Origin of the sequence: Acidiphilium rubrum (genome assembly GCF_900156265.1) — a bacterium.
Lineage (GTDB): Bacteria > Pseudomonadota > Alphaproteobacteria > Acetobacterales > Acetobacteraceae > Acidiphilium > Acidiphilium rubrum.
The window spans coordinates 18,727-39,244 of the sequence record NZ_FTNE01000027.1 but is presented as its reverse complement, the minus strand read 5'-3'; the positions used below and the strand labels follow the sequence as shown (position 1 = coordinate 39,244).

15 protein-coding genes and 1 tRNA gene are annotated in these 20,518 nt (G+C 64.4%); 3 read left to right on the top strand and 13 right to left on the bottom strand.

Annotated features, from left to right (window positions below; translation table 11 throughout):
- From BW994_RS15750 to BW994_RS15710, 9 genes are all read right to left on the bottom strand, one after another.
- Window positions 1–2,091: a peptidoglycan D,D-transpeptidase FtsI family protein gene (locus BW994_RS15750; RefSeq protein ID WP_029312958.1), complete on the bottom strand. Its 2,091-nt coding sequence runs from the start codon at window positions 2,089–2,091 to the stop codon at window positions 1–3.
- Window positions 2,088–2,903 carry a cell division protein FtsL gene (ftsL, locus tag BW994_RS15745; protein ID WP_029312959.1) on the bottom strand — a complete coding sequence of 272 codons (816 nt, stop codon included), beginning with the start codon at window positions 2,901–2,903 and terminating at the stop codon, window positions 2,088–2,090. The genes BW994_RS15750 and ftsL overlap by 4 nt, the downstream gene beginning before the upstream one ends.
- Window positions 2,900–3,829: a 16S rRNA (cytosine(1402)-N(4))-methyltransferase RsmH gene (gene rsmH, locus BW994_RS15740; RefSeq protein WP_281174453.1), complete on the bottom strand. Its 930-nt coding sequence runs from the start codon at window positions 3,827–3,829 to the stop codon at window positions 2,900–2,902. Before rsmH ends, ftsL begins: the two co-directional genes overlap by 4 nt.
- Complete coding sequence (gene mraZ / locus BW994_RS15735) at window positions 3,826–4,284, bottom strand: division/cell wall cluster transcriptional repressor MraZ (RefSeq protein WP_029312961.1); 459 nt, start codon at window positions 4,282–4,284, stop codon at window positions 3,826–3,828. Before mraZ ends, rsmH begins: the two co-directional genes overlap by 4 nt.
- Before the next feature lie 300 nt (window positions 4,285–4,584).
- Window positions 4,585–6,339: a S49 family peptidase gene (locus BW994_RS15730; RefSeq protein WP_029312962.1), complete on the bottom strand. Its 1,755-nt coding sequence runs from the start codon at window positions 6,337–6,339 to the stop codon at window positions 4,585–4,587.
- A gap of 66 nt (window positions 6,340–6,405) precedes the next feature.
- The gene (locus tag BW994_RS15725; protein WP_245594177.1) at window positions 6,406–6,987 is read right to left on the bottom strand and encodes a lipocalin family protein; all 582 of its coding nucleotides are present in this window, start codon (window positions 6,985–6,987) and stop codon (window positions 6,406–6,408) included.
- A gap of 78 nt (window positions 6,988–7,065) precedes the next feature.
- Window positions 7,066–8,139 carry a tartrate dehydrogenase gene (locus BW994_RS15720; protein WP_029312964.1) on the bottom strand — a complete coding sequence of 358 codons (1,074 nt, stop codon included), beginning with the start codon at window positions 8,137–8,139 and terminating at the stop codon, window positions 7,066–7,068.
- Complete coding sequence (locus tag BW994_RS15715; RefSeq protein ID WP_029312965.1) at window positions 8,136–9,434, bottom strand: MFS transporter; 1,299 nt, start codon at window positions 9,432–9,434, stop codon at window positions 8,136–8,138. The genes BW994_RS15720 and BW994_RS15715 overlap by 4 nt, the downstream gene beginning before the upstream one ends.
- A 209-nt stretch (window positions 9,435–9,643) precedes the next feature.
- Complete coding sequence (locus tag BW994_RS15710; RefSeq protein WP_029312966.1) at window positions 9,644–10,849, bottom strand: MFS transporter; 1,206 nt, start codon at window positions 10,847–10,849, stop codon at window positions 9,644–9,646.
- 169 nt (window positions 10,850–11,018) lie between these two features.
- Between BW994_RS15710 and BW994_RS15705 the strand changes: the two genes are divergently transcribed.
- On the top strand, window positions 11,019–12,365 hold the full coding sequence (locus BW994_RS15705; protein WP_081849168.1) for an MFS transporter: 1,347 nt from the start codon (window positions 11,019–11,021) through the stop codon (window positions 12,363–12,365).
- Between the two features lie 35 nt (window positions 12,366–12,400).
- On the opposite strand, the gene BW994_RS15700 is transcribed toward BW994_RS15705, so the two are convergent.
- A tRNA-Pro gene (locus BW994_RS15700) sits at window positions 12,401–12,477 on the bottom strand.
- Between the two features lie 182 nt (window positions 12,478–12,659).
- On the opposite strand from BW994_RS15700, the gene BW994_RS15695 reads away from it, so the two are divergent.
- Window positions 12,660–15,302, top strand: coding sequence for a penicillin-binding protein 1A (locus tag BW994_RS15695; protein ID WP_029312968.1), 2,643 nt, complete (start codon window positions 12,660–12,662; stop codon window positions 15,300–15,302).
- Between the two features lie 33 nt (window positions 15,303–15,335).
- Window positions 15,336–16,467, top strand: a protein-coding gene (prfB, locus tag BW994_RS15690) for a peptide chain release factor 2 (RefSeq protein ID WP_139334154.1) whose coding sequence is annotated in 2 segments (ribosomal slippage) — window positions 15,336–15,404 and window positions 15,406–16,467 — 1,131 coding nt in all. Because the reading frame shifts where the segments join, the coding sequence is not laid out codon by codon here.
- A gap of 86 nt (window positions 16,468–16,553) precedes the next feature.
- Here prfB and BW994_RS15685 read toward each other — a convergent pair.
- From BW994_RS15685 to BW994_RS15675, 3 genes are read right to left on the bottom strand one after another with little or no spacing between them, the layout of a single operon-like run.
- The gene (locus tag BW994_RS15685) at window positions 16,554–17,252 is read right to left on the bottom strand and encodes a class I SAM-dependent methyltransferase (RefSeq protein WP_029312970.1); all 699 of its coding nucleotides are present in this window, start codon (window positions 17,250–17,252) and stop codon (window positions 16,554–16,556) included.
- Between the two features lies 1 nt (window position 17,253).
- Window positions 17,254–18,612 (bottom strand): ABC1 kinase family protein, encoded by a 1,359-nt coding sequence (locus tag BW994_RS15680; protein ID WP_029312971.1) that lies wholly within the window; start codon window positions 18,610–18,612, stop codon window positions 17,254–17,256.
- A 6-nt stretch (window positions 18,613–18,618) separates the two neighbouring features.
- Window positions 18,619–20,463 carry a M3 family oligoendopeptidase gene (locus tag BW994_RS15675; protein ID WP_029312972.1) on the bottom strand — a complete coding sequence of 615 codons (1,845 nt, stop codon included), beginning with the start codon at window positions 20,461–20,463 and terminating at the stop codon, window positions 18,619–18,621.
- Window positions 20,464–20,518: the final 55 nt, after the last annotated feature.

Genomic DNA, 20,518 nt, shown 5'->3' with positions numbered 1-20,518 from the left:
TCATCCCCCCGCATGGGTGAACGGCGGGGTGACGTTCATGGTCTGGTGCGAGACGGCACCGCCGATGATCGGGGCGGACGGCGCGCTGATGGTCTCCGCCGTGGCACCCAGCGGCTGCCACATTTCGGTGCGGGCGAGTGCCGCATCATGCGCCGCTTCATCGATCGCCGCGGGCGGTTTTTCACCGGCCAGCATATAAGCGTATTTGCTCGCCCCCGGCGGGAACATATGCCCCGGCCCGAGTGCCGAGCGGCCGGGCGGCGCGGTCGGGTCGACCGGAATCGACAGCGCGGCCTGCGCGCTGGCGAGCGCATCGCCCGAGCGCGGCATGATGCCAAGCATCGGGCCGATCCGCGCAATGATATTGGCCACCGCCGGCGCCGCGACATAGCCGCCGGTGGTAAAGCCATGGCAGAACGGCATCATTTTCTTGGTCGCGTGCGGCTGCAACACCACCACGTACACCACGTAGCGCGGGTTGGTCATCGGGAACGCCGCCATGAACGAGGCGTTGTTCAGGTGCTTCATGTAGCGCCCGCCCGGCCCGACCACCTGGGCCGTACCGGTCTTGCCGCCCACCAGATAGCCCGGCACGCGGGCGTAAACACCGGTGCCGTTGGGCGCCACCACGACATTACGCATCATCTTGCGCATGATCAGCGAGGCTTTCGCGCTCATCACGCGCACGCCGGCGGGCGGTGGCCCGGCATCATCGAGCGAGGGTTTGTAGTAGATCCCGCCGTTCACCACCGGCACCACCGCCGAAATCAGTTGCAGCGGCGACATCGCGATGCCGTTGCCAAAGCTCACGGTCATGGTGGTGAGCAGTTTCCAGTTCGATTTCGGGTGATACATCGCCGGCTGCGCCTCGGGCAGCTGGATCGGCGGCTTGCCGAAGAAGCCGAGTTTTTTCAGCCAGGCGCGCTGGATGTCCGGCCCCAGGATCGTCGCGATGCGTGAGGCGCCGATATTGGAAGACACTTCAAGAATGTGCGGCACCGCCATCCAGATATGCGCGGGCTCGAAATCAGTCACGGTGAAGCGGCCGACATGCAGCGGATGCGTGGTATCGAACCGGTCCCAGTAATGGATCATGCCGGAGTTGATCGCCATCGACAGCGTCATCAGTTTGAACACCGAACCGGGTTCGTAGTCGCCGGAGACGCAGCGGTTGAACCGGTCGTTGGCGGGTGCCGAACCCAGATCGCCGGCGCTGTAATCGGGCAGGCTCGCCATGGCGAGCACGCGCCCGGTCCGCGCCGAAATCACGATGCCGCAGGCCCCGATGCCATCGTAATCGGTCATCGCCTGCAGGGTTTCCTGCCGCACGATGCCCTCGGCCCCGATATCGATCGACAGCCGCAGCGGCGTCGCCGGATCAGCGGTCAGCGTTTTATTGAAATACTGCTCGACGCCGGCAATACCGCGCTGATCCGGCGTGACGCCACCCAGAATATGCGCGGCCAGATCGCCTTCCGGGTAATGCCGATGCTCGATATCCTCGAAATACACGCCGGGAATGCCAAGCTGGTTGACCGCGAGCTCCTGCTCCGCGGTCAGGCCGCGATCGAGATAGACGAAGTCGCGCTTGCGATCGGCGAGGCGGGATTCCAGCCAGCCGGGATCAAGCGCGGGGATCACCGCGGCGATCTGGCGGGCAACCTCACCGGGATCGCCGATCTGCTTGGGATTGGCATACAGCGCCGCTCCCGGCAGCGAAACCGCGAGAATAACGCCGTTCCGATCGGTGATTTCGGCCCGCGCGGGCGGCGGCAACAAAATATTGGTGCGCGGCAGTTCGGCGGCGATCGCCGCGGCATCCGGCCTGGTCGGATTGATCACCGACACATCGATCAGCCGCCCCGCAAGAATACCGTAAATCAGCAGAAACCCGACCAGGCCGAACACCATGCGCTTCTGCAGCACACCCAGCGCGGCGCGGCGCGCCAGATCGGGCGTGGTGATCCGCACATGCTCGACGCGCGGCGTCGCACCCTGCTCCGGCGCACCCGGGTTGCGCGCGGTATTCCACGCACCGGACCGCCGGGGAACATGCGGCGGCATCTGGTCCGGATGCGGGGCCTTGGTCATGGCGCGGTGCTGCCGACCGGGCGCGGCGGGGCCAGATTGGCGGCATAGCCACCGAAAACCGAGGTCGAAGCACCGGCTGCGGGGCGTGGCGCCGCGTGGAACGGCCGCTGCGGCACCGGCGGCGCGATGGGCGCGGATTGCGCGTTGATCGTCATCACCTGCGCGCCCATCGGGCGGACCGTGCGCGCCGGCGCCAGCACCGATCGGCCAAGCGGAATCGGGTGCGACCACACCGGATGCGCCGCTTTCGGCAGCGCATGGCGCACCACCGGCAGCGCGACCCGGTGAATGATCGGGCGCTGATGCGCCGAAATCACCGGCCGCGCCGCGGCAAGCCGCGTCGTTGCCGTGGCCGACACACGCGTGCCGGATTGATGCTGCGCCGGCGCCGCGACCGGAACCGCGTTGGGCGGCAGCACCACCGCCGGCGGTGCGATCGAGGCGATCGGACCGGACGCCGCGGTTGCATCGGGCAGCTGGCTCGGCATGGGCGGCGGCAACGGCAGATGCGGCACGGTAGCACCCGGTGGCGGCAGCCGGTCGGCCAGTTCGGACCACGTCACCAACTGGTCCGGCGCCATCGGCTTGAGTTCGGGCAGAAACATCGCGGCAAGCCGCGTCAGGCGGTTGGGATCGGTCTCAAGCGCCCATTCGGCGCGCAACACCCGGATGCGCTGCTCGGAGGCGCGGATCTGGCTGGTCACACCGCCGATCTGGCGATCGAGCTGTTCAGCCTGATGCTTGACCACAAACATCCACGCACCGGACGACAGCGCCATCAGCGTGGTCACGAAGGTGACGGGGCGGATCATGCCGCCACCCGTTCGATCGCGCGCAGCCGGGCAGACCGGGCGCGCGGGTTGGCGGCGACCTCGGCATCGCCCGGCGTGATCACGCCCTTGGTCAGCGGTTTGAAATCGGCCAGCGCGGTCGGCAAAATGCTGGACGGATCATGGCGCGAAGGCCCGGCGGTACGGCCGGATGCGGCCTGCATGAAGCGCTTGACCATGCGATCCTCCAGGGAATGAAACGAAACCGCGACCAGCCGGCCACCGGGCGCGAGAAGTGATGCCGCCTGCGCGAGGCCGCGCTCGATCTCCGCCAATTCCTGGTTCACCTCGATCCGCAACGCCTGAAAGCTGCGCGTGGCGGGGTGGATGCCGGATTTATCCGGGCGCACCACGGTGCGGATCACCGCGGCAAGATCGGCGGTGGTTTCGAACGCCTGGGTCGCGCGGCGCGCCACGATCGCGGCGGCAATCCGGCGCGAGGCGCGCTCCTCGCCGAACTGGTACAGAATATCCGCAAGCTCGGCCTCACCGCGGGTATTGACGATCTGTGCGGCGGTCTCGCCGGTCGATCCCATGCGCATGTCGAGCGGCCCATCGCCGCGGAATGAAAAGCCGCGCGCCGGATCATCGATCTGATAGGACGACACGCCGAAATCGAACACCGCACCGTCGAGCGCCGAAACCCCCGCCGCCTTCAACAAATCGAGCAGATCGCCAAACCGCCCCTCGATCAGATGCAGCCGGTCGGGATATTGCGCCGCCAGCGCCGCCCCGCGCACGATCGCGGCCGGATCACGATCGATCGCCCAGATCGTGCAGCGCGCCGCTGCCAGCAGGGCCGCACTGTAGCCGCCGCCGCCGAACGTGCCATCGAGATAAATGCCGCCGTCGCGCGGTGCCAGCATCGCCACCGCCTCGTCGCGCAAAACGGGAACATGGCCGCTCACAGCGCCACCCCGGATGGCAGCGTCATGCTCGCGGCCCGCTCCGGGTCACGCACCGCGGCACTGCGCCGCTCGGCCGCTTCCGGCTCCCAGATCTGAAACGTCGAGCCGACGCCCTTGAACACCACGGAATCGGTCAGCCCGGCATGGCGGACCAGTTTTTCGGGCAGCAGCACCCTGCCCTCCTTGTCGGCATCGAGCTTATAGGCATCGCCATAGATCAACTCGGCCAGATCATCGTGCTGGTCGCTGAAAATCTGCAAATGATCGAGCTTCGCCGCCAGCGTCTTGAACATCGGCTCGGGCCAGGCCTCGATGCAGGCGTGCTTGTGCGAGGGGCGAAACACCAGCTTGATCGGCTCGGCATCACCGCGCAGCTCCGCCCGGAACGCGGCGGGGATCGAAACCCGTCCCTTCGCGTCGAGCCGGTTCTGGTGGGTGCCGAGAAATTGGCTCATGCGGCTGCGTCAAAGCCCTTTCGTCTCGCCTGTTATGCCTCGCTGCAAGCGATCGAATGCAAGGAATCAACCATCGCACCCGATTCGCCGTGGGTGAACATGGGATATCATGGGCAAATATGGGCGTCAAAGGGTTTTATGCCTGCGAATCATAATAAACATCGACACTATCGCCAACAAATCCGAATCGTTAATGAATGATAAACAGACAAATTAACAACTCGACTATGTTTCTGTTTTGTTCCCATAGACAAGCGCGCACGATTGATTGTCGCCCGCCGCAGCGCGGTCGACCCGCCGTCAGCGAATCGTAATCGGCAGCATTGTGAGCCGGTGCAGCCGCGTCATCGCGACGACCGCGCGCAACTGCGGTGGCAATGCGGCGATCGCAAGCGGATTGGCCCGCTGCAACACCCGCGCCAGCAGCGCGTGAATACCCGGCTGTGCATTGCCATCGGTAATGTCCAGCGGCGCGTGCACCGGCAGTTTCAGCGCGGCGCGCACCGCATCGAACGCGGTATGATACCCGCCGATCTGATCGACCAGCCCGCGCTGCTTGGCCTGCTCCCCGGTCCACACCCGCCCCTGACCGATCGCATCGATCTGGGCCGGCGTCATGTGCCGCCCGGATGCCACCCAGCCGACGAATTGCTGATAGTCGAGCTTGAGCATAGTCTGCAGATTGGCCATCTGCGCCGGTGTCCACGCCGTGGTCGGGCTGTCGAACAACGCATTCGCCCCGCGCGACGCCCCCGCAACCGTCACCCCAATCTTGTCAAGCAGCCCACCGAAACTCAGCTTGCCCCCGAGCACGCCGATCGAACCGGTCAGCGTCGCGGGGTCAGCGACCAGCACGGCGCCATGGCTCGAAACCCAGTAGCCGCCCGAGGCATCGAGCGCGCCCATCGAGACGATCAGCGGCTTGTGCACCGCCTGCGCGCGCGCGACCTCCGCTCCGATCAGCGCCGATCCGGTCACGGTGCCGCCCGGCGTATTCAGCCGCAGCACGATCGCCTTGATCGATGGATCATCCAGCGCATCGCTGATTTCACCCGCAAGCCGGCGCGGATCGATCTTGCCGGAATCACCGCTGGCCGAGGGTGCCTCGATATCGCCGGCCGCCACGATCAGCGCCACCTTGGTCGCCCCCACCGCCGCCTTCGGCGCGTCGGCCACGTAGCGCGCCAGACCGGCGGTGCGCCCCTTGAAATGATCGATCCGCGTATCGAGCGGCAGCACTTCATCGATCAGATGATCCACCTTCGCCTGATCCGGGCTCAACGGCGCCTGATCGATCAGCGCCTTCACCTGATCCGGGCTCTGATGCAGCCGTGCCGCGATCGGCGCGAGGGCCGATTGGTAGAGCGAGCCGGCCAGGCTATCGAGCATCGCGCTGTTCGCCCGCGAGGGTGCCGAGCGCGTATACATCTGCGGGTAGGTCTTATATTTGCCGATATGGGCGAACTGGGCATCGACCCCGACCGTCTTCAACAAACCAGCGGCAAACGGCGTTTGCAATGCGAGGCCGGTCACCCCGAAATCGCCGGAAGCGGATAATTCAATCCGGCTCGCCGCGGTCGCCACCACATAGGCGCCGAGCCCGGCAGCCCCATCGAGCGACATGGCGCGCGCGATAATCGGCTTGCCGGTCTCGCTGCGGAACCGCGCGAGCGCATTGTGCAACTCTTCGGCCGTGGTCAACGAACAGCACGCGCTGCCGAGTTCGATATCGATCCCGCTGACCCGGCCATCATGCCCGGCGCGGTCGATCGCCTCGACCGTCTCGACCAGATTGGGCCGGGCGGTGCCGTCGAAATTCATCCAGGCCGGCTCGCGCGGCGCATCGGCCGGCGGATGCGTCAAATCCAGCACCAAAGCGAATCGGCCCGGCAGCGGCTTGACCCGGCTCGCCTCCAAATGCCGCACCGCAGCACCTGAGAGAATGATGACCAGCAGCAGAATCACCCCGAGCGTGAACACCACGATCTTGACCAGACGCCACAGCAGTATCGCGATACGGCCGGCAATGGAACGCGGTGGTTGGGCTTCGCTCATCAGACGCCTCGAAATGTTCGCCCGTTTATGTGGCCAACCGCCCCGGTCAGGCAAGCCTCACGCCGGCTACGTCACCGTTTCGAACCCGGGCTTGCCGATGTCCGAGGGGTATTGCGCCACCCGGCGGAACTGCCGTGCGTCATAGCCCTGGTGATAGAACCGTTCGAGCATGGCCTGATACACCGCAGGGTTCATGCGTTTCTCGCGCGCGAAAATCCAGCCCAGCGAGCGGTTGGGAAACCCGGCCATGAACGCGGAATAATCCGGCTCGATCTGCATGATCACATACGGCACACCGATCGACCCGCTCAGCGCCGTCACCCGCCAGATCGCGTTATCGGTCCCCGGCTCGACCTGATCGATCGAGGTGAACTGGAACAGCTTCGCATCGAACGACTTGGGATAGGCGTTGTACTGATCATCGATCGCGCCATCCCCCCGCTCGGTATAGACCGCATAGGCGCCGACGTAGTTTTTCTCGGCGAAATACGGGATATGGCCGTTGATGTACCATTTGCCCATGAACCGGCCGAGATCGACCGAGGCATGTTGCAACGGCTTGTACGGGTAGGAACTGGTATCGAGCGTGCAACCGGCCAGCAGCGCCGGTGTCGCGGCCAGCAAAGTACGGCGAGCGAGTTTCATCATCGTATGCGTCCCCTTCATCTACCTATCGTCGATACGATCGGTGTCCCGGCTTGGATGTGGGGTGGCATACGCAACGTATCAGGTATGGCCCGCCTCGATCGCGGCGATCACCGCGTTGGTCACCTGAACCGTGGTGGCATCGCCACCCAGATCGCGGGTGCGGGGGCCGTTCGCTGTCACCTGCTCGACCGCATTCATCAACCGGGCTGCCGCATCCATCTCACCCAGATGCTCGAGCATCTGTGCCGCGGTCCAGAACGCACCGACCGGATTGGCGATGCCCTTGCCCGTGATATCGAACGCCGAACCATGGATCGGCTCGAACATCGAAGGATAGGTCCGCTCCGGATTGAGATTGGCGGTGGGCGCAATGCCGATCGAACCGGCCAGCGCCGCCGCCAGATCGGACAGGATATCCGCGTGCAGATTGGTCGCAACGATGACATCGAGGCTGGCGGGGTCATGCACCATACGCACCGTCATGGCATCGACCAGCATTTTATCCCACGTCACGTCAGGATATTCGGCGGCGGTGCTGGAAGCGATCTCGTCCCACAGCACCATGCCGTGGCGCTGCGCGTTGGATTTGGTCACCACCGTAATATGCTTGCGCGGCCGCGACCGCGCCAGTTGAAACGCAAACCGCATGATCCGCGCAACACCGGCGCGCGTGAAAATCGAAACCTCGGTCGCGACTTCCTCGGGATGGCCGCGATGCGAACGCCCGCCCTGCCCGGCATATTCGCCCTCGCTGTTCTCGCGCACGATCACCCAGTCGAGATCCGCTGTGCTGCAATCGCGCAGCGGCGAGCGCAGACCCTGCAAAATCCGGGTCGGGCGGACATTAGCGTATTGATCGAACCCCTGGCAGATCGCGAGGCGCAGCCCCCACAGCGTGATGTGATCTGGAATATCCGGCGCCCCGACCGCGCCGAAATAGATCGCATCGAACCCCCGCAAACGATCGAGCGCATCCGCCGGCATCATGACCCCGTACTTGCGGTAATGGTCCGATCCGTAATCGAAGCCCGTCACATCGAGGCTGAAGCGGTTGCTGTGCTGCGCCAAGGCCTGCAACACCGCAACACCGGCCCCGATCACCTCGGGGCCGATGCCGTCGCCAGGAACGCTGGCGATGCTGTAGTGCTTCATTCCGCCGGCTTGCCCATCGGCATCCGCACGCTGGGTGCCACGTCGCGCACGTTGATCGTGAGCATCAGCAGCCCGGCCGCGAACAGCGAGAGCGCGAACAGGATGGCGGTGGCATAGAAATTACCCGTCACATCCTGCAGATACCCGCCGAGGAACGGGCCGAGATACCCACCCAGATTCCCGAGCGCGTTGATCAACCCCATCGCACCACCCACCAGGGCAACCGGCAGGGTGCGCGAAGCGGCGGCCCAGAACGGACCATCGTAGGACAGCGCCCCGCCCATCGCGAGGCACAGGAACACGATCGACAGCACGATCATCGAGCTGCCGATCGTGACCGACAGGATCAGGCTGATCGAGGCCAGCATCATCGGCAGGAATACATGCCACGAATACCGCCGGTCGCGATCCGCCCACCAGCCATTCGCGAACAGCATCACCGCCGCGACGACATAGGGCAGCATCGCAATCAACCCGACCGCGCCGAACCCGGCATGGGTCAGGGTTTTCAACAAGGTCGGCATCCACATGTTCAGACCATAGAAGCCGATCTGCACCAGAAAATACACCGCAACCAGGCGCCAGACGGTGGCGGATTTGAAAATGCTCGAGAACGGCCCGGGCACCGGTTCGTTCGCCCGGTCCTGCGCGATCGAGCGGTTGATATAGTCACGCTCCGGCGGCAGGCACCACGATGCATCTTCCGGACGATCCTTGATAAAGATCAGCCACAGCGGCAGCGCAATAATGAAGGGCAGCGCGCCTTCGACGAAAAACAGCGTCCGCCAGTCCGACATCGAGATGATGAAGCCCGACAGCGGCTGCGTAATGATCGAGGAAATCGCGAGATTGGCGATCCAGAACCCATAGGCGCGGGCGCGCTCCTGCACCGGGAACCAGTGGCTCAGCAGCACCAGCGTCGCCGGCCAGATACCGCCCTCGGCAACGCCGAGGAAAAAGCGCGCGATGATCAGCTGCGTGAAGTTCTCGGCAAACCCGCAGGCCAACGCCATCAGGCCCCAGAAGCAGATCATGATCGCGACGAATTTCTTGGCCGACCAACGTTCGGCGAGCCAGCCACCGGGGATCTGCAACAGCACGTAGCCGACGAAAAAAATACCGCCCGCCGTGCCTTCCTGCGCCTTGGTGGTGTGAAAATCATGGCCGATGCCCGCGAAGGCATAGGCGATATTGGTTCGGTCCATAAACGAAATGATATAAACGATCATCGCGATCGGAATCAGTCGAAACCATCGGGAGTTGCCGATCGGGCCGGCCATGCTGGTCGCACTCATTGTCGTTTCCTCCATTGCTCGTTCAGCCGTTGCCGGCGGACAATCTTTTCTCGTCACCAACCGGTTGCTGGACGATCAACCGGCCTTCGCATTATGATAGCGCTATCATATCCTCTGAGTACCATCCCGGAACTACCCCGGAGGCTTATCGATAAACCACCGGGGCGAAAACGGCAATCATGGGCGTCGGCCGCCGCCAGACCATGCCGTCAACTATGCGCCATCGAGACATCCTTGGATTCCGGCCCGAACAGCATCAGCACCACGATCACCACAGCCACGATGCCGATCACCCAAGCCATTGCCAATCCGTAATTATGCCCGTGCGAGGCCGCAAAACTCGCCTGCAACGTCGCGTTGTACGAGGCGAGGAAATTGCCAAGCTGATACACGAACCCCGGGAACGTCGCGCGGATCTCCTTGGGCGACAATTCGTTCAGATGCACCGGAATCACGCCCCAGGCACCCTGCACGCAAATCTGCATCAGAAACGCGCCCAGGCCGAGCATCACCGGCGTCATCGAAAACGCCCAGAGCGGGATCAACGGGATCGCAAGCCCGGCCGCAATGCCGATCGTCAGGCGCCGCCCGATCTTCTGCGACAGCAGGCCGAACGCGATGCCGCCGATCATCGCACCCAGATTATAGATCAGCGCGATCGTGGTAATCGTTGCGTGGCCGAAATGGTGCTGCTTGCCCAGAAACGCGCTCGGGTAAAGGTCCTGCGAACCATGCGAAAAGAAATTGAACGCCATCATCAGGATCACCGCATACACGGTCAGACCCAGATGCTTGCGCAGCACCGTTGATACCGGCACCCGCGGCTGACGCGCCATCTCGCGCCACACCGGGCTCTCCGGCACCGAGGAACGGATATACAGCACCAGCAGCGCGGGAAACGCCCCGATGATGAACATCCCCCGCCAGCCGACATAGGGAAACGCAAACCCGAACAGCACGGTCGCCAGGAAATACCCCGCCGGATAGCCCGATTGCAGCAGGCCGGACACCCAGCCCCGCCAGCGCGCCGGAATGGTTTCCATGGTCAGCGACGAGCCGATCCCCCATTCACCGCCCATCGCAATGCCATAGAGCGCGCGCAGGATCATGAACGCGGTCAGGCTGGGCGCGAAGCCGGTTGCGAGTTCGAACAATGAAAACGCCACGATATTGACCATCAGCATCGGCCGCCGCCCGTACCGATCCGCCAGCCGGCCGAACAACAGCGCGCCAACCGGCCGCATCGCGAGCGTCAGCGTAATCGCGATCGTCACCGCGGTGATGCCGACATGGAACGTCTTGGCCACCGCCGAGAAGGTAAAAATCAGGATGAAGAAATCGAACGCATCGAGCGTCCAGCCCAGAAATGCCGCGATCACCACCTTGCGCGCGGTCGCGATATCGGGCTCGGTCATGGAACCCCGTGTGTCGGACATCATCTTCCCCCTGATGCGCTGCGGCAGCCACCCTGCCCTGCTTCGCGCCTTCTAGCGAAAAACGACAAGGCGGCAACCCCACGCCCACGGGAGCGCGCGCGACGATCACCACGCGTTATCGCCTTGGCAAACCACGGCAATACCGGGCATGCTGGCACCGACCCGCACCCGAAGGACGCGCCGCATGGATGTCGCATCGTCAACCCCGACCGCAGCGCCCACGATCAGCCGCACCGTCATGATCCTGGGCGCTTCGATCGGCAACGCGCTCGAGTTCTACGATTTCGTCATCTACGGCTTCTTCGCGACCGATCTCGCCACCGCTTTCTTCCCCGGCCATGACGCCACGACCAAACTGCTGCTGACCTTCGGCACCTTCGGCGTATCGTTCCTCGCCCGCCCGGTCGGCGCCGTCATTCTCGGCACTTTCGCCGATCGGCGCGGCCGCACCGCCTGCATGATCCTCGCCGTCTCGTTGATGACCCTGGCAAGCGCGCTGATCACCCTGATGCCGTCGCGCGCCAGCATCGGCCTGCTCGCACCGCTCGGCATTCTGCTGGCACGCCTGATCCAGGGCTTCGCGCTCGGTGGCGAGTTCGGCAGTTCGACCGCGCTGATGATCGAGCATTCACCCGGCCGCGAAAGCCACGCCGCAAGCTGGCAGGGCACCAGCCAGAATGTCGCGGGCCTGTGCGCCGCCGCGGTCGCCTACGGGTTGAGCCTCGCCTTGTCGACGGCCGCGTTTCAGCATTGGGGCTTTCGCATCGCCTTCGCCATCGGCACGCTGGCCGGGCCGATCGCGATCGTGCTGCGCCGCCATCTGGTCGACGCGCCCGGCTTCATCGCCCAGCAGCGCAACCCGGCCGACACCGCAGCACGCGACCCCTCCACCGGCGGCGGCATCGCGATTGCGGCCGGCATGGTCGCGATCGGCACCGCCCAGACCTATCTGATCGTCTATCTGCCGACCTACGCCGCAACCCAGCTGCACATGACCCAAGGCAAGGCGCTCGGCGCGATCGTCCTGCTCTATATCGTCACCCTCGCGATCGTCCCGCTGCGCCTGCTGATCGCCCGCCGGTTCGACACATCGCACCGCAGCCGGGACATGATCATATCCTGCGTCGCGATGATGGCGGCGGGCTATCCGGCGTTCATGCTCCTCGGCCTCTGGCCCAGCGCAACCGCGCTGTTTCTGATCCCGCTGTTCTTCACGGTGATCGGCCTGCCCTACAACGCGCCTCTGACCGGTTTCATGGGCATGGTGTTCCCGATCAGGCATCGCGGCATCGGTCTGTCGGTGGGTTACGCGATCGGCATCGCGCTGTTCGGCGGCTTCGCCCCGTTCATCAACACCTGGCTGATCGAACAGACCGGCGATCCCCGCAGCCCAGGTCTCTACCTCGGCCTCGCATCGATCATCACGATCATCGCGATCGGTTTCGCCAAGTCCCGCCTGCCCCCGGCGGACAACGCCCCTGCGGGACGGCGTTGATCACCGGTCAGGCGGAAAGCCCGTAAAAAAATGAATGGTCGGAGTAAGAGGATTCGAACCTCCGGCCCCTGCGTCCCGAACACAGTGCTCTACCAGGCTGAGCTATACTCCGTTGGGGAGGCGTATAACCAAGGGGACTCGGTTCCGCAAGGCGCTGATCGTTTTCGCATCGTCCCGCCAGCATTGCGCCGCCCGCCGGCGTGCCCTGCGCCCCCGCTGGTTGCTGATATTTAACCGTTCTGTGGTTCACCCCGATGCTCGCACCCTCGCATATTGGGTGCTAAGGAGCGCGCCATGCCTGGACCATTGAAAGCCGGCGACCGCCTGGCCAAGGACAAATCGCCGCGCACCAAAGGTGCCCCGGCGCCGAAACGACCGCGCAAGCAGCGGCCGGGACTCGCACGCGTCGCCGGCGGCGTGCTCGCGCGCGGCGTCTATCGTCTCGCCCTCCTCGGCATCGTGGCCGGCGTGGTCATCGGCGGCGGCGTGTTCCTCTATTTCAGCAACGGCCTGCCGAGTGTCGCCAAGCTGCGCCATTACGAACCCCCGCTCGAAACCCGCATCTACGCCGACAATTTCCGCCTGATCGCGGCGCTCGGCACCCAGCACCGCATCTACGTGCCCTACAACCGCATCCCCCAACTCGTCTCGCGTGCGTTCATCTCCGCCGAAGACCGTAATTTCTGGACCGAACCCGGCATCGACCCGCTGGCGATCGTCCGCGCCGGCTTCGTCGACATGACCAGGCTCGGCAGCCACGAACGGCCCCTCGGGGCCTCGACCATCACCATGCAGGTGGTCAAGAACATGCTGCTCGACAACCGGATCGATTTCGCCCGCAAGGTCAAGGAAGCCATCCTCGCCCTGCGCGTCAATCGCGCCATGAGCAAAAAACGCATCCTGACCCTCTACCTGAACGAAATCTATCTCGGCCAGAACGCCTGGGGCGTCGCCGCCGCGGCCGAAGCCTATTTCGACAAGCCCTTGTCCAAGCTCACCATCGCCGAAGCCGCGACACTGGGCGGCCTGCCCAAGGCGCCGACCAACTACAATCCCTTCCTGCACCCCAAACGCGCGCTCAACCGGCGCAACTGGGTGATCGGTCGCATGCGCGACGACGGCGTGATCACCAGCGCCGAAGCCCAAACCGCCATCGCCTCGCCTTTGCTGCCCAAGGCCGCCGCCGGCACCCGCCCGGTGCCCGGCGCGGGCTATTTCATCAACGCCGTCGAGGCCCAGCTGGTCCAGATGTTCGGCCAGAAAACCACGATGGAAGGCGGCCTGATCGTCCGCACCAGCCTCGACCCCCGGCTGCAAGCCACCGCGATGGACGCGATGCGCAACCGCCTGGAAGCCTACGACCACGAATTCGGCTTCTACCACGGCCCCGTCACCCGGCTGAGCATCGCCGATCTGTCGAACAACTGGGCCGCCGCCCTCGCCAAACAAACCACCCCGGCAGGGCTGCGCCGGCGCTGGCGCCTCGGCGTCGTGGTGAGCGAAACCCCCGCCCTCGCCCATATCGGCTGGATCCAGGGTGACAATGCCGCCGCCACGCGCACCGGCACAATCACCCTCGCCGCCCTGCAATGGGGCCGCCCGCTGGTCAACGGCCACCCCGGCCCGCTGCTCCGCTCGGTCGGCCAGATGCTCAAACCCGGCGACGTCATCATGATCGACCCGCACAAGCCAACCAAAGGCGGCACCGTCTCGCTCGAACAGATCCCCGTCGTCGAAGGATCGATGCTGAGCATGAACCCCGAAACCGGCCGCGTCAGCATCATGGTCGGCGGCTGGAGCAACCGGATGAGCCCGTACAACCGGGCCACCCAGGCGCATCGCCAGCCCGGCTCCAGCATCAAACCGTTCGACTACCTCACCGCGATGCAGGCCGGCATCCAGCCCGACGCCACGATTCTCGACGCACCGTTCACCCAGCGCCTCGCCGATGGTCAGTTGTATCGACCGGGCAATTACGAAATGAGCTTCCTCGGCCCGGTGCCGGTGTTCTACGCCATCGAACAATCGCTCAACCTCGCCACCCTGCATCTGGTCCGCCGCGTCGGCCTTGCCAACGTCGCCGCGAATTTCGAGAAATTCCGCATCGTCCACCACATGCCGCTGATCTACCCGGCCGCGATCGGCGCGCTCGATACCACGCTCTGGCGCATGGTGCGCGGCTACGCGGCCCTCGATGAATACGGCCGGCAGGTCGAACCCTCTTTGATCGACAGCGTCACCGCCCCTGACGGCCACATCCTCTACCAGGCGCCCGACCAGTCCTGCGCCAACTGCATGGATGGCTCGGCGAGCCAGTTGCCGGTCCTGAACCGCCCCGGCGCGCGGCTCGCCAACCCCGACAGCGTCTATCAGGTCATCATGATGATGCGGAACGTGGTCGAACACGGCACCGGCGTCCCCGCCGTCGCCGGCCTCAACCGCCCGATCGCCGGCAAGACCGGCACGACCAACAATTTCAACGATGCCTGGTTCCTCGGCTTCGTGCCGCAAATGGTCACCGGCTGCTGGATCGGCTACGACACGCCGCGCGACCTCGGCCCCAACCAGACCGGCGGCAATGTCTGCGGCCCGGCCTGGAACCAGTTCATGAAAGTCGCCCTCAAGGGCCAGCCGGTGATCGATTTCCCCACCCCGCCGGGCATGACGCTCGCGCGCGTCTCGTTCGGCAGTCAGACCGTCACAGAAGCGTTCAAACCCGGCCAGGTTCCGGGCAGCCAGTCGAATCTCGGCCTCGTCGCCGACAATCCGCTCGGCCTCGGCGGCCCGCTGGCCAACAGCGCCGGCCAGTCCGCGCAACACGATTTCAACCCGGCCGCCGATGGCAGCACGGCCGGCGCCAATGCGGCCGCCCCGGCGCCGGCCGGCACGCCCGCCGCCCCCGCCAGTGTCGACAAATCCCTGGGCGGGCTGTATTAGCCGCAGCTTCCGCAATTCTGGAACCAAAAATCAATGTCCGCCGAAACCCTCGCCCTTGCCGAGCAGATCACGCAAAGCGTGGCCCTGCTGAGGAGGCATCTTTGACTGGGATGCCGCACTCGACAAACTCGACCGTCTGAACTCCCAGGCCGAAGACCCGCAACTTTGGAACGACGCTGCGGCAGCCCAGGCAGTGCTGCGCGAACGTACCCGCCTCGCCACCCAGACCGATGCGGTGCGCGCGATCGAGCGTGACACCGAAGATGCCGTCATGCTGGCCGAACTCGCGGAAGCCGAGGGCGATCAAGCCCTCGTGGCCGAAGCCGAAGCCGCCCTCAAACGCCTCGCCGAGGACGCAAAGCGCCGCGAAATCGAAAGCCTGCTCTCTGGCGAGGCCGATGCCAACGACGCCTATATGGAAATCAACGCCGGCGCCGGCGGCACCGAAGCGCAGGATTGGGCCGAAATGCTCATGCGCATGTACACCCGCTGGGCCGAACAACACGGCTACAAAGTCGCCATGCTCGACCAGTCCGAAGGCGAACAGGCCGGCATCAAATCCGTCACCCTGCAAATCACCGGCATGAACGCCTACGGCTGGCTGAAAACCGAAGCCGGCGTCCACCGCCTGGTCCGCATCTCGCCGTTCGACGCCAACGCCCGCCGCCAGACCAGTTTTGCCAGCGTCTGGGTCTATCCCGTCGTCGATGACACGATCGAAATCGAAATCGACCCCTCCGACCTCAAGGTCGATACCTACCGCGCCTCCGGCGCCGGCGGCCAGCACGTCAACAAGACCGAAAGTGCGATCCGCATCACCCACATCCCGTCGGGCATCATCGTCGCCTGCCAGACCGACCGCTCCCAGCACCGCAACCGCGCCACCGCCATGGCGATGCTGAAAGCCCGCATGTACGAAGCCGAACTCCAACGCCGCGAAGCCGCCAGTGCTGCCACCGAATCCACCAAACGCGACATCGGCTGGGGCCACCAGATCCGCTCCTACGTCCTCGCCCCTTACCAACTCGTCAAAGACCTCCGCACCAATTGGGAAAGCGGCAACCCCGACTCTGTCCTGAACGGCAACCTCGACGAATTCATGGCCGCCTCCCTCGCCGCCCGCGTCGGCGCCACCCGCAGCGAGGCTTCGGCACAGGCGGGTTAAGGAAAAGCACGTCTTTTTGTAAAAAAAGAAACAAAAAAGCTTTTATTTATCTGGGTCCGTGCCGCTGCGCCGCCGGCGCGCTGACCTCATTCCATCACGACCGCGACATGCCCCTTCTCACCGGCATAGCCGCAATACCGATAGCTTCGCCCGGTCTCGGCACAGAACTCCTGAAACGCCTTGTATTCGTGCTGGCGCCAGCCCGGATAATTGAAATACTCATCGAACACGATCACCGTTCCCGGCACAATTCGCGGCCCCAGCAATGTGAAAATCGTTTTTGTCGAGGAATAAATATCGCAATCGACATGCAACAGCGAAATCGTCGCATCCGACCCCGCCAGAAATTGCGGAATCGTCGCATCGAACCAGCCGATATGCAGCTGAACATTGCCCGGCACCTTGGGTGGTGCCCCCTGCCGGTCGAACGTGCCGCGCGGCGCCGCCGTGCCGGACCAATCATCAGGCAGGCCCTGGAAACTATCAAACCCGTGCACCACGCGTTGCGTCGCATTGGCAAGGCACGTGATCGACAACCCCTTCTCCACACCGAATTCCAGCACCAGCCCCTCGGCCGGTGCCCGCGCCAGCGCGAACCGCAACAGTTCGAACCGGTCACGCAACATCATCGCCGCCTGCATGTGCTCGATGATATAGGCCACCGCTTCACGTTTCGCATGCAGCCGCACATCGAACGCAATATCGTTCAAATACCACGAGTGCAGTATCTTGCGATACGCCCGCGCCATCAGCCCACCGCGCAGGCCCCGCTGCAGCACAGCCATGTCAGAGTGGCTTCGGCACGCCGGCCGTGGCCAGCGCTTCAACCTGGCGCGCATCGAGCGAGGCCTCGTCGAAATCGGCGACGGTCTCATGGAACAATTGCTGCCAGTTGAGTTCCGCCCTCAGCCGCAGAAACACGCTGCCCAGCCCGATCGCCGAACGATCCATCAGCACGAACTCGCGCGGCGGTCGCACACCGCCGGTGCGCTTGAGCCCCTCATGCACCCGCTCGGCCACGCTGCGGCCATAGGTGACATCGTTGGTTTCCTGAATCGGTCGCACACGGTCCTGCATCAGCGGCTCATAGAGGAAGCGGGCCCAATCGTTCAAGACGTCGAGCTTCTCCTTGGTGATGTCGGTGAAACCCCAAATCTTGTAGGCATGATACGCGTGCTCGTCATCGTTGTTGCGGATCGCATCGAACAATTCGATCACGCCCGCCACGAAATTCGAGCGAAACACCCGGATCGCGCCGAAATCGAGCAGATTGATCCCGCCCGCCGGATTGACCTGATAATTGCCGAGATGCGGATCACCATGGATCACGCCGAACCGGTAGAACGGCACATACCACGCCCGGAACAGCGCCCTGGCGATCCGGTTGCGGCTCTCCTGATCGGGGTCGGTATCGAGCCACGCCTGCATGCCCGTGCCGGTCAGCCAGTTCATCGTCAGCAGCCGCTTGGTGGAAAATTCCGGGATCGGCGTCGGAATCACAACGTCGGGCTGCCCTTCGAGCATCACGGTATACAGCCGCGTCTGCGCCGCCTCGCGCTGATAATCGAGCTCCTCGCGCAACCGCGTCGCCAGCTCGACATAAATATCGTCCTGATGGATCGCGTTATCCATCCGCTTGTAAACCGCCATCGCCAGCTTCAACTGCCGCAGATCGGCTTCGACCGTGCTCGGCATATCGGGATATTGCAGCTTGCACGCTACATCCCGTCCATCCAGCAAGGTCGCCCGGTGCACCTGCCCCAGGCTCGCCGCCGCCGCCGCCTCGCGGCCGAACGCCTTGAACTTGCTCTCCCAGTCCGGCCCCAACTCGGCCGCCATTCGCCGGCGCACGAACACCCAGCCCATCGCCGGCGCGTTGGCCTGCAACTGCGCCAGCTCCTTGGCATATTCCTCGGGCAGCGCATCGGGAATCGTCGTGAGAATCTGCGCCACTTTCATCATCGGCCCCTTCAGGCCACCGAGAATGGTCTTCAGATCCTCGGCATGGCGCGACCGATCGGTCTTGATGCCGAACATCCGCTCGCCGGCCACCCGCGCCGCAATGCCCGAAACCGCGCCGGACGTGCGCGCGAATCGCTTGAACTCACCGAACAACGTCCCACCCTGATCCGCTTCGTTGACCATTCTGTCTCAATCTTCCAGTTCATCGATAAATCCGGCAATCACATCGAGCCCACGCTGCCAGAACGCCGGATCGGCAGCATCGATGCCGAACGGCGCCAGCAACGCGCCATGAAGCTCGGTGCCGCCCGCCCGCAGCAGCGCGGTATAGCGCTCCACGAAATCCTCGCCACGCCCCACCGCCAACTCATCGCGGTAGACGCCGTACAACGCATTCACCAGGCAATCGCCGAACGCATAGGCATACACATAGAACGGCGAGTGAATGAAATGCGGCACATAGGCCCAGAACATCCGGTACTCGTCAGTAAAGTTGAAGGCGGGGCCAAGGCTTTCACGCTGCACATCCAGCCAGATCTGCCCGATCTCCTCGGCCAGCAGCTCACCTGCCCGGCGCCGGTCGTGCAACCGTTGCTCGAATGTGAAAAACGCGATCTGACGCACCACCGTGTTCAGCATGTCCTCGATCTTGCGCGCCAGCATCAGCCGCCGCCGCCCCTTGTCGGTCTCGGCATCGAGCAGGCTGCGAAACGTCAGCATCTCGCCGAACACGCTCGCGGTTTCAGCCAGCGTCAGCGGCGTGCGCGCCATCAAATAACCCTGCTCCGCCGCTAGCGTTTGATGAATCCCGTGGCCCAGCTCATGCGCCAGCGTCATCACATCGCGCGCCCGGCCATGATAATTCAGCAGAATATACGGATGCACATCCGGCACCGTCGGGTGGGCGAACGCACCGCCCGATTTACCCGGGCGCGGCACCGCATCGATCCACGGATGATCGAAAAACCGCTGCCCAATCTCCGCCAGTTCAGGGCTGAACCGCCGATACGCCGCCAGCACATGCGCCTCGGCCTCACCCCAGCCGATCGCCGGATCATCATCGCCCGGCAGCGGCGCGTTGCGATCCCAATGCTCCAACCGATCGAGCCCAAGCCAGCGCGCCTTCATCGCGTAATACCGGTGCGACAGCCGCGGATACGACCGCCGGACCGCCTCGACCAACGCCGTCACCTCCTCATCCGCGACGCGGTTCGACCGGTTGCGCGCCGAAACCGATGTCGCGTAATGCCGCCAGCCATCCTCGATCGCCTTGTCCTTGGCCAGCGTGTTGGTGATCAACGTGAACAGCCTGGCGTTCTGGTGCAGTGTCGCCCCGATCGCGCGGCCCGCCGCCTCCCGCATCGCCCGATCGGCGTCGGACAACCGATTGAGCGCAGCGCTGAAACTCAGCTCTTCGCCCGCCACCCGCACCCGGAGTGCCGCAATCGTCTCATCGAACAGGCGCGCCCAGGCCGAATGACCGGTCACGTCCTTGTCGTGCAGCAATTTTTCCAGATCATCGCCAAGTTGATGCGCCCGCAGCACCCGCAGGTCGCGCAGCCACGGCGCATACCGGGCGAGTGCGGCATCCGCGACCAAACCCTCGAACGCCGCATCCTCGATCCGGTTCAGCTCGAGCGGGAAAAACAGCAGCGGTGCCGCAACATCGCTCGCCCGCTCGGTGACCGATTGATAAAACTGCCCGGATGCGGCGAGCGTCGCATCGGCGCTGAAATTCAACTGCGCGAAGGCGTGCAGCCGGGCCAACCGCTGCTCGATCGCCTCGTAGCGCGCAATCGCGCCGGCCAGCGCCGCCCCATCGAGCGTCGCGACCCGATCCTTGAACGCGGCATGAAACGTCGCACTCTGGCGTTCCAACTGCGCGAAATCCTCACCGATCGCAGGGTCCGCGGTGCCGAAATACAGATCGGTCAGATTCCATTCCGGCGGAGCGCCCCGCTGAGGCCCGGTGACGAACGGCTCGAACGGTCCCGCCAGATCATCAGGTTCGGCCAGCGGCCTCGGCCTTGTCATGCATCTCTCCTTGCCCTCATCAAATAGGCCGGAATGTCGCAACGTCAAATGACGA

What these genes read in the sequence shown, in the direction of transcription:
- BW994_RS15750 (WP_029312958.1), bottom strand. Translation starts at nt 2,091, where the DNA reads ATGACCAAGGCCCCGCATCCGGACCAGATGCCGCCGCATGTTCCCCGG.
- ftsL (WP_029312959.1), bottom strand. Translation starts at nt 2,903, where the DNA reads ATGATCCGCCCCGTCACCTTCGTGACCACGCTGATGGCGCTGTCGTCC.
- mraZ (WP_029312961.1), bottom strand. Translation starts at nt 4,284, where the DNA reads ATGAGCCAATTTCTCGGCACCCACCAGAACCGGCTCGACGCGAAGGGA.
- BW994_RS15730 (WP_029312962.1), bottom strand. Translation starts at nt 6,339, where the DNA reads ATGAGCGAAGCCCAACCACCGCGTTCCATTGCCGGCCGTATCGCGATA.
- BW994_RS15725 (WP_245594177.1), bottom strand. Translation starts at nt 6,987, where the DNA reads ATGATGAAACTCGCTCGCCGTACTTTGCTGGCCGCGACACCGGCGCTG.
- BW994_RS15720 (WP_029312964.1), bottom strand. Translation starts at nt 8,139, where the DNA reads ATGAAGCACTACAGCATCGCCAGCGTTCCTGGCGACGGCATCGGCCCC.
- BW994_RS15715 (WP_029312965.1), bottom strand. Translation starts at nt 9,434, where the DNA reads ATGAGTGCGACCAGCATGGCCGGCCCGATCGGCAACTCCCGATGGTTT.
- BW994_RS15710 (WP_029312966.1), bottom strand. Translation starts at nt 10,849, where the DNA reads ATGACCGAGCCCGATATCGCGACCGCGCGCAAGGTGGTGATCGCGGCA.
- BW994_RS15705 (WP_081849168.1), top strand. Translation starts at nt 11,019, where the DNA reads ATGCTGGCACCGACCCGCACCCGAAGGACGCGCCGCATGGATGTCGCA.
- BW994_RS15695 (WP_029312968.1), top strand. Translation starts at nt 12,660, where the DNA reads ATGCCTGGACCATTGAAAGCCGGCGACCGCCTGGCCAAGGACAAATCG.
- BW994_RS15685 (WP_029312970.1), bottom strand. Translation starts at nt 17,252, where the DNA reads ATGGCTGTGCTGCAGCGGGGCCTGCGCGGTGGGCTGATGGCGCGGGCG.
- BW994_RS15680 (WP_029312971.1), bottom strand. Translation starts at nt 18,612, where the DNA reads ATGGTCAACGAAGCGGATCAGGGTGGGACGTTGTTCGGTGAGTTCAAG.
- BW994_RS15675 (WP_029312972.1), bottom strand. Translation starts at nt 20,463, where the DNA reads ATGACAAGGCCGAGGCCGCTGGCCGAACCTGATGATCTGGCGGGACCG.